We start from the raw sequence: 8,345 nt of genomic DNA on the forward strand, positions 1-8,345 counted from the left end.
GTGGTAAGAAAGCCTTAAAAATCAGCCGTTGAGCGCAATAACTTCCCGGATTTTATCCCCCATCATGTTCTTTAACATTGTCTCAATTCCATTTTTGAGGGTAAAGGTGGAAGATGGGCAACCACTACAGGCTCCTTGAAGGATAACACTCACGGTTTTGCTCTCCTCTTCATAGGATTGAAACATAATGTTGCCGCCATCACTGGCCACGGCTGGCTTCACATATTCCTCCAAAATGTCGATGATTTGCTGTGAAGTGTCATCATACTGCATTTGTGCCGCATCTTGACTTTTGGTTTCGTTTGTTTTTTGAATGCTCTCTGCAGAAACAGCTTCTTTGCCATCTCCTAAGAAATCACGAATAAACTCTCGAAGTTGCATGGTAATATCATCCCATTCAGCAACCTCATATTTTAAGATGGACACGTAGTTTTCATCAAAAAACACCTCTTTCACAAATGGAAATTGAAAAAGTGCACTTGCCAAAGGAGCATCTTTGGCCTCATCTATGTTTTTAAATTCAAACGTGGTGGGTACGATGCGTTTGTTGCAGACAAATTTCATCGCAGCCGGGTTGGGCGTGACTTCGGCATAAACCGTGACAGGCTCCTTTTTCTGGGTCAAATCTTCATGAACCACAGGCTCTCCGGCATTGAGGTATTCCACCAATTGTTGGGCCACTTCATCCTTTACATCATTCCATTCCACAATATCATAGCGTTCCAACGCGATAAAGTTTCCAGAAATGTAGACCGTTTTAATGAACGGGAGGTAAAAAAGTTGTTGGGCCAAAGGAGAATCCTTGGCCTCATCTATGTTTTTGTATTCGTAATTGCCCTTAACCAAGAAATGGTTAGCTTCCAATTTTATGATTTTTGGATTGTTGGTGGCAACTATGGTGATATTGTATTCTTTCATGGCGAATCTTTCCTGCAAAAATACCAATAGTTAGGTTGCGTTGCAAAATAATATAATAATGTAGGTCATCAACCGTTATGTTTATGTTTAACAGTACTTAAACCACAATTTTAGCCCAAAACCGTCACATGAGACGTTACCTAACCTCAATCATCATCAGCCTGTTTTTTGGGCTAGCAGCCAAGGCTCAGGAAGGTATTCCTGTTTATTTTGATTATCTGGCGGACAACTATTATTTGGTATACCCTTCCATGGCAGGAATTGCCGAAGGCACCAAAATACGTCTTACGGCCAGAAAACAGTGGTTTAACGTGGATGAAGCTCCCAGCTTGCAGACGTTCAACATCAATTCCAGAGTGGGTTCACGCAGCGGTGTTGGTGGTATTATCTTCAATGACGCCAATGGGTATCACTCGCAAACCGGTTTCAAGGCCACGTATGCCCACCATTTGCAAATGGCAGGTGATTTTAGGACTCTGAACCAATTATCCTTTGGATTGAGCGCTGGGGTGATATTGAGCAGTTTGGATGAAACCGAGTTTCGATCGGTGATTCCCGATCCCGCGGTAACAGGAGTAAAAAATACTACCAGTTATTTTAATGTCGATTTAGGAGCATCCTACAATCTATTTGAATTTTATGCCCATGCCGCCATCTTAAATCTTTTGGGAAGCGGGCGTGATCTGTATACAGCGGCCGAGTTTGACAATTTAAGAAGGTATTTGCTTTCCGTGGGATATGTTTTTGGAAAAAGTACACGTATTGAGCCTTCCATCTTGTTTCAAATGACAGACTTTACCAAGGAAAAGACCATCGATTTAAACGCCAAAGTATATAAAGATGTGAGTTTTGGAACCGTTTGGGCCGGATTATCCTACAGAAGAAGTTTTGATGGAGCCCAGTTTCAGACCAATGGTGGTTTTGGAGAACAGCGGTTGCAGTTATTTACGCCTATCATCGGGGTGAATGTGAACCGATTCTTGTTTTCCTATAATTATTCCTATCAATCTGGGGATATCCGTTTTGACAATGGTGGTTTCCATCAGATTACGTTGGGATATGATTTTGGGCAGAGCGACGATGGCAAACGGTACGATTGCTATTGCCCAGCGGCCAACAATTAAATCAAACTTATTTAGGTTGGATGTCAGTTCGAGCGGAGTCGAGAACTTTTAAGACATCTCGACTGCGCTCGATGTGACACCCGTTCACATAATGAATATTACTTATCCCAGGTATAGTTTTTCTTGGAAGCCTGTGCTTTGATGGCACTCAATAAGGCATTTTCCAATTCCCCTGTTTCTTCTTTTTGATTTTTAGCAATGTAGGCTTCGCGCTTGGCATTCAGTTCTTGGATTTCTTTTTGAATTTTTTCACGCTCCGCTTTTTTGGCATCCACATAAGTCTTGATTTCATTTTCTGATTTTCCTTGAAGCTCTTGCGGAAGTTCTTCTTCCTTCAATTCTGATAAGATTTCCTCGTCATCTTCAATGGCATCCACCAAATCCCATTGCGAATTTTTATACATTCTTGAACTCTTGCTCACAGAACGCTTTACAGCAACAGCCGCCTCCATCGCAACAGCATTGTTGTCCTGTTCGCTTTGCATGGCCTTTTTTTGTCGGCCCAAGCTACCGTAGGAAATATAGGTGTTGTTCAATTGCGAGTTCAAGCGGATGATGACATCATCATACGGCGTGGCAATGTGCACTACCTGTCTGTTATGGTCAATGGCCATATAATCGCCCCCGGTGATGGTAGCACCATTTTTCCACATGGTTGAAATTCCCTGCTCATAATTGCCACAGAAAATGGTATTGACAACAACATCCTTTTCCTTCGCGTTGTAGGCTGCATCCTTATAGTTCAGCTTTCCTTGGGTGAACGGTTCGTTGCCTGCGATAAAGATCATTTTAAGGTCGTCGGCGTTTTTGCCCCAATCCAACTGCTTCAACGAAGTTTGGATTACCTCGCCACAATATTCTTCACCACCATTAGTAGTAAGGGAGAACAGTTTTTCCGAAATCTCATCCAAATCATCACTAAAACCAATAACCTGTCTAATGTAACCTTCGTTGGAAGAAAGGTTGTCGTTTCCATATTCATATAGTGCAATTTGAAGCGAAGGTCTGCTGCTTCTATCATTACCGCATTTGGCATGGGTAAATTCATTTACAATATCCCACAATTGGGCCTTCGCTTGATTGATGAGCCCGTCCATACTATTGCTAGTGTCCAACAACAAGGCAATCTTTACATATTGCTTTGCGGGCTTATCAACAATTGATTTTGCGATCAAGGTGGTGCTCATAGGTTCTGTGGCCTTTAGATTACAACCGTAGGATGTTCCCGCCACTGCTACAAAAAGTACTGTTCCAAATAGATGTTTCAAATATTTCATGGTTCAATTTTTTAGAATGATGCCCTAAAAGTAGAAGCAACATTTTTCAATAAAAATCCAGAATGAGGGAACGACCCATTGGAATGAGCAACTGGTACCATTGATTTTGTAAAGCGGTAAAAAAGGGATGTTTTTCCCTATTTTTTGAAGTGACACCATTTTTTAATACGCTTGGGATGAACTAAGTTTACCTGAGTATTTCGTCGTAAATGATTAAAAAAGGATACATACTGCTACTGGTTCTTCTTCTATCGGCAATGGGGCACGCCCAAGTGGGCAATGCCCGTACCGAAATGGATATAGAAGGTTCGGTGAAGGGAAGGGAGAATTTTTCGCCCATTTCCGGTGTCCAGGTTTCCACCGATCAGGGAAGATATACCACTACGGATGCCCTTGGAGAGTTTAGCATTAAAGCGGCCATTGGGGATATGCTCATTTTTGAGAGTCCCGAATTTGAAACGGTGCGGCATCGTATCCGCTCCAATGAGGATGTGGATGTTTTGGTTGAGGGATATGCACCTTCAAAATCCAGTAAAACGGAGAAAAGGTCTTCGTCCGTGGCCCGCGGAAGTATCATGAACCACCAACGATTTCTGGATTCAGCCAATTTCTACAAAAGGACTAATCTGGAAAAGAGCATCGATTTTATAGCGCGTTCCATGGAACTTTTGGGGGCATCAGGCAACAAAGATGAGCTCTCCGAATCGTTGAGCACCCTGGGCGAAATCTACATGCACCACAAACAATACGATTTGGCCATCGCCAATTTCAAAGATGCCCTGGCGGCAAGGCCGTTGAACAAAACAAAACTGCTGCTGGGCAAGGCATATGTACAGAATGGGGAGTTTGAAAATGCTGAAAAGACCTTGTCACCTTTAGTGGATTTAAAAAATATGATCCCGTATCAGCGGGTGGAACTTTATGAAGCATTGGGAGATGCATACAATGGCATGTCCAACCCAAAAAGGGCAACGGAATTTTATCGGGAAGGGCTTCAGGTGGCTGAAAAAAACCAGATATCACCCAAAGTCATCGATTTAAACTCAAAAATTGCCGATGTCTACGCCAGTGAGAATAGAGTGGTGGAGGCTGAGGGATTTTATCAGAACAGTTTGAGTCTTTCAAAAAAAGTGGCTCCCGAGCGATTGATTGAAGAAAGTGAGCGCGTAGCGGATTTCTACAATCAGAAAAGCCGTTATGACGATGAGATTCAACTACGTAAAAAAAGTCTGAATGAGCTGCGTCAATTGCCACAGTCCAAAGTAAGTTCCGAAAGTCGCGGGGTTTCTGGCGCAGATACCATCACTGCCCAGCGCATCAACTACAAAATAGCCAGTGCTTACGTCGCACAGGACAAATTGGATGAAGCCATACCCTATTTGGAAAAAAGTATTGTTGAGGCCGATCAGGACAATGATTTGGTGGTGCAAAAGGATGCCACACGGAAATTATCGGAAGTTTACAAATACAAAGGTGATTTTTCAAAGGCGTTGGAATCGTATCAGGATTATGTTGCCGTGGTCGATAGCCTTTATATTCGAAAAGAGCAGGAGATTTCCCGGGCAGCCCGATTCAACAGGGAAATAGCCAATACGCAAAACCGAATTTCCAGCTTGGAGCAAGAGCGCGAACTCAACCAGAGCAAATACAGCTTGGCAGTTACGGAGCAGCAATTGTTCGAAGAGACCAGCAAGCGCCAAAAATGGATTATCTATTCATTAGCTTTCGGAATTTTGCTCACAGCCTTGACGGCATTCCTGTACTACCGAAGCAACAAGCAACAAAAACTGGCCAACAATTTGTTGGCGTTGAAGTCGCTTCGCACCCAAATGAACCCTCATTTTATTTTCAACGCCCTCAATTCGGTGAATAACTACATTGCCAAGAGTGATGAGCGCAGTGCCAACCGATTTTTAAGTGAATTTTCGGTATTGATGCGGAGCGTGTTGGAAAATTCCGAAGAAGACTTTATTCCATTGTCCAAGGAATTGGAACTATTGGAGCTGTACGTGAAATTGGAACATTCCCGTTTTTCGGACAAGTTTGATTATAGCATCGAGGTGGACCCGCAAGTGGATGTGGACGCCTTTCAAATTCCACCAATGCTGCTGCAACCTTATATTGAAAATGCCATTTGGCACGGATTGCGGTACAAAGAAGAAAAGGGATTTTTAAAAATCAATCTAAAGCAGTTGACCAATGATTTGTTGGAAATAACGATCATGGACAATGGCATCGGGCGGAAAAAATCGGCCGAACTAAAGACCAGCAATCAGAAGAAACAAAAATCAAAGGGAATGGGGAACATCAAAAAACGTATCCAAATCCTGAACGATATGTACAAAAACAAAGTGGATGTGTCCATATCAAACCTAAGCGAAGACCAAACAGGAACCAAAGTGACCTTGAAGTTAAAGAAAGACTGATGGAATTAAAGGCAATCATAGTGGAGGATGAGGCCAATAGCCGCGAAATCCTTCGGAATTATGTCAACAAATACTGTACCGGTGTACAACTATTGGGTGAGGCGGCCCATATTGAGGAGGGGATAGCCCTGATTCAAAAACACCAACCCGATTTGGTATTTTTGGATGTGGAAATGCCGTTTGGCAATGCCTTTGATCTCTTGGATAAGATTCCCGACCGCACTTTTGAGGCCATTTTTGTAACGGCCTACAACCAATACGCCATGGATGCGCTTAACCATCATGCCGCGTATTACTTGATGAAACCCATTAATATTGATGAATTGATTAAGGCGGTGGATTATGTAAAGACCATCAAGGAAAAGGAAAATGCCTTGGAGGGCCAAGTGCTGAAAGCCACACCCATTAAGGCCGAAGGAAAGATTACCCTGCCGCAGCAAGATGGGTTTCAAGTGTTGGAAGTAGGGGATATCTTCTTCTGCAAAGCCGATGACAACTACACTGAAATCTATTTGGAACATAAGAAAATCGTGGTGAGCAAGACCTTGAAATATTTTGAGGATGCCCTGCAAGGATATGCCTTTGCCCGAATCCACAAATCCTATTTGGTGAATGTGGCAGAGGTGGTCAAATATAAAAAAGGCAAGGGAGGGAGCGTGATACTTTCAAACGGGAAGGAGCTTTCCGTTTCTGCCTCCAAAAAGGCCGAACTATTGTCGTATTTTCAGTAGGTCATCAAACAGGTTCCTGAGCGGAGTCGAAGGAACGATTTAGAATGGCTTAAAGCAGAATAAATGAATTGATTCGAATAATAAAAATATGATACTGAAATCCGTAAGGGGCAAATCCCCAGAAATAGGAAAAGATTGCTTTATTGCCGAAAATGCAACCATTGTTGGCGAGGTAACCATGGGCGACCAATGTAGTGTTTGGTTTAATGCGGTGATTCGTGGCGACGTCCATTTTATTAAAATGGGCAACAAGGTAAATGTGCAGGATGGGGCGGTAATCCACTGCACCTATCAGAAATCACCCACTACCATTGGGAACAATGTTTCTATTGGGCATAATGCCATTGTGCATGGTTGTACCCTAAAAGACAATGTGCTTGTGGGCATGGGGAGTATTATTATGGATGATTGTGTGGTGGAAAGTAATTCCATCATTGCCGCGGGTGCAGTAGTGACCAAAGGAACCTACGTGGAAGCCGGGAGTATTTATGCGGGAATGCCGGCGAAAAAAATCAAGGATATCAGTCCAGAGTTGAGTTCAGGGGAGATAGACCGAATCGCCAATAACTATGTGACCTACTCCAGTTGGTTCAAAGAGGACTGAAGAACCAAATAATCCCTATTTTTGTGCCACTCAAAAAAACTCGACTACTATGAACGCATATATTTTTCCAGGACAAGGAGCACAATTTGTGGGTATGGGATTGGATCTCTATGAGAATCACTCCCAGGCACAAGAACTGTTTGAGCAAGCCAATGAGATTTTGGGCTTTTCCATCACCGATATCATGTTCGAAGGAACTCCGGAGGACTTGAAACAGACCAAAGTGACCCAACCCGCTATTTTTTTGCATTCCGTAATACTTAGTAAGGTATTGGGCGATAGTTTTAAGCCCGATATGGTGGCAGGACACTCCTTGGGTGAATTTTCCGCCTTGGTAGCCAATGGCACCCTTAACTTTGAGGATGGATTAAAACTGGTGTCTCAACGCGCACTTGCCATGCAAAAAGCTTGCGAAATAAAACCCAGTACCATGGCCGCCGTTTTGGGATTGGAAGACGCCCTAGTGGAAAAAATCTGTGGTGAAGTGGAAGGCATTGTTGTTCCCGCCAATTACAATTGTCCAGGTCAATTGGTGATTTCTGGGGAAGTGGATGCAGTAAACATTGCCTGCGAAAAATTAAAAGAGGCTGGAGCAAAAAGAGCGTTGTTGTTGCCCGTGGGAGGTGCGTTTCACTCCCCGTTGATGGAACCTGCACGGGAAGAATTGGCTGCCGCCATTGAGGCCACCGATTTCAGTGTCCCCAGCTGTCCGATCTATCAAAATGTGACCACAACAGCCGTGTCCAATGCCGATGACATCAAAAAAAATCTCATCCTTCAATTGACGGCACCCGTTAAATGGACCCAGAGCGTACAACAAATGGTGAAGGATGGCGCCAAAACCTTTGTTGAAGTAGGCCCAGGTAAGGTCTTGCAAGGGTTGGTTAAAAAGATAAATCCAGAGTCCGAAACCAGTTCAGCCATCGTCTCCTAAAGTCACGAGCCGTTTATCCGATTAAACAAAGATTTGAACCGATTGCTTATTGGGGTTAATAGGCTTTTTTGTAATATTGATTTTCCCAAATCACCGACCTAAACATGGCATTTAAGAACTAAACTGAAACGCATTTTTATAGGTGATGGTAACCTCCCAGCAAAAAACTTCAAAACAGTCCTTTACAAATTTCGGTAAGGGAATAATCTTGGTCTTGACACTTTTGGTATTTGGAGTAGGCTTAGGATATGGGCAGGATTTCATAAGCATCAGCGACGTGACCCAGGTCGAGGGCGATGCTGGCACCAGCAACTTCGTCTTCACGGTTAGC

The 8,345-nt window shown here is 43.3% G+C and carries 7 protein-coding genes; 5 read left to right on the forward strand and 2 right to left on the reverse strand.

Annotation, left to right across the window (positions count from 1 at the left end; all coding sequences use genetic code 11):
* Nucleotides 1–21: 21 nt before the first annotated feature.
* Entirely contained in the window at nucleotides 22–918 is an 897-nt protein-coding gene (locus ACFSJE_RS13730; protein WP_379831573.1) for a NifU family protein, read from the reverse strand.
* Between the two features lie 128 nt (nucleotides 919–1,046).
* On the opposite strand from ACFSJE_RS13730, the gene ACFSJE_RS13735 reads away from it, so the two are divergent.
* Entirely contained in the window at nucleotides 1,047–2,042 is a 996-nt protein-coding gene (locus tag ACFSJE_RS13735) for a PorP/SprF family type IX secretion system membrane protein (RefSeq protein WP_379831539.1), read from the forward strand.
* A 98-nt stretch (nucleotides 2,043–2,140) separates the two neighbouring features.
* On the opposite strand, the gene ACFSJE_RS13740 is transcribed toward ACFSJE_RS13735, so the two are convergent.
* Nucleotides 2,141–3,319: a VWA domain-containing protein gene (locus tag ACFSJE_RS13740; RefSeq protein ID WP_379831540.1), complete on the reverse strand. Its 1,179-nt coding sequence runs from the start codon at nucleotides 3,317–3,319 to the stop codon at nucleotides 2,141–2,143.
* Between the two features lie 209 nt (nucleotides 3,320–3,528).
* On the opposite strand from ACFSJE_RS13740, the gene ACFSJE_RS13745 reads away from it, so the two are divergent.
* The 4 genes from ACFSJE_RS13745 to fabD all read left to right on the forward strand — a co-directional run bounded on the left by ACFSJE_RS13745 (nucleotide 3,529) and on the right by fabD (nucleotide 8,014).
* Nucleotides 3,529–5,745: a tetratricopeptide repeat-containing sensor histidine kinase gene (locus tag ACFSJE_RS13745; RefSeq protein WP_379831541.1), complete on the forward strand. Its 2,217-nt coding sequence runs from the start codon at nucleotides 3,529–3,531 to the stop codon at nucleotides 5,743–5,745.
* Nucleotides 5,745–6,476, forward strand: coding sequence for a LytR/AlgR family response regulator transcription factor (locus ACFSJE_RS13750; RefSeq protein ID WP_379831542.1), 732 nt, complete (start codon nucleotides 5,745–5,747; stop codon nucleotides 6,474–6,476). The genes ACFSJE_RS13745 and ACFSJE_RS13750 overlap by 1 nt, the downstream gene beginning before the upstream one ends.
* A gap of 88 nt (nucleotides 6,477–6,564) precedes the next feature.
* Nucleotides 6,565–7,080 (forward strand): gamma carbonic anhydrase family protein, encoded by a 516-nt coding sequence (locus tag ACFSJE_RS13755; protein WP_379831543.1) that lies wholly within the window; start codon nucleotides 6,565–6,567, stop codon nucleotides 7,078–7,080.
* A gap of 49 nt (nucleotides 7,081–7,129) precedes the next feature.
* Complete coding sequence (fabD, locus tag ACFSJE_RS13760) at nucleotides 7,130–8,014, forward strand: ACP S-malonyltransferase (RefSeq protein WP_379831544.1); 885 nt, start codon at nucleotides 7,130–7,132, stop codon at nucleotides 8,012–8,014.
* Nucleotides 8,015–8,345: the final 331 nt, after the last annotated feature.

Origin of the sequence: Flagellimonas iocasae (assembly GCF_042682725.1) — a bacterium.
Lineage (GTDB): Bacteria > Bacteroidota > Bacteroidia > Flavobacteriales > Flavobacteriaceae > Flagellimonas > Flagellimonas iocasae.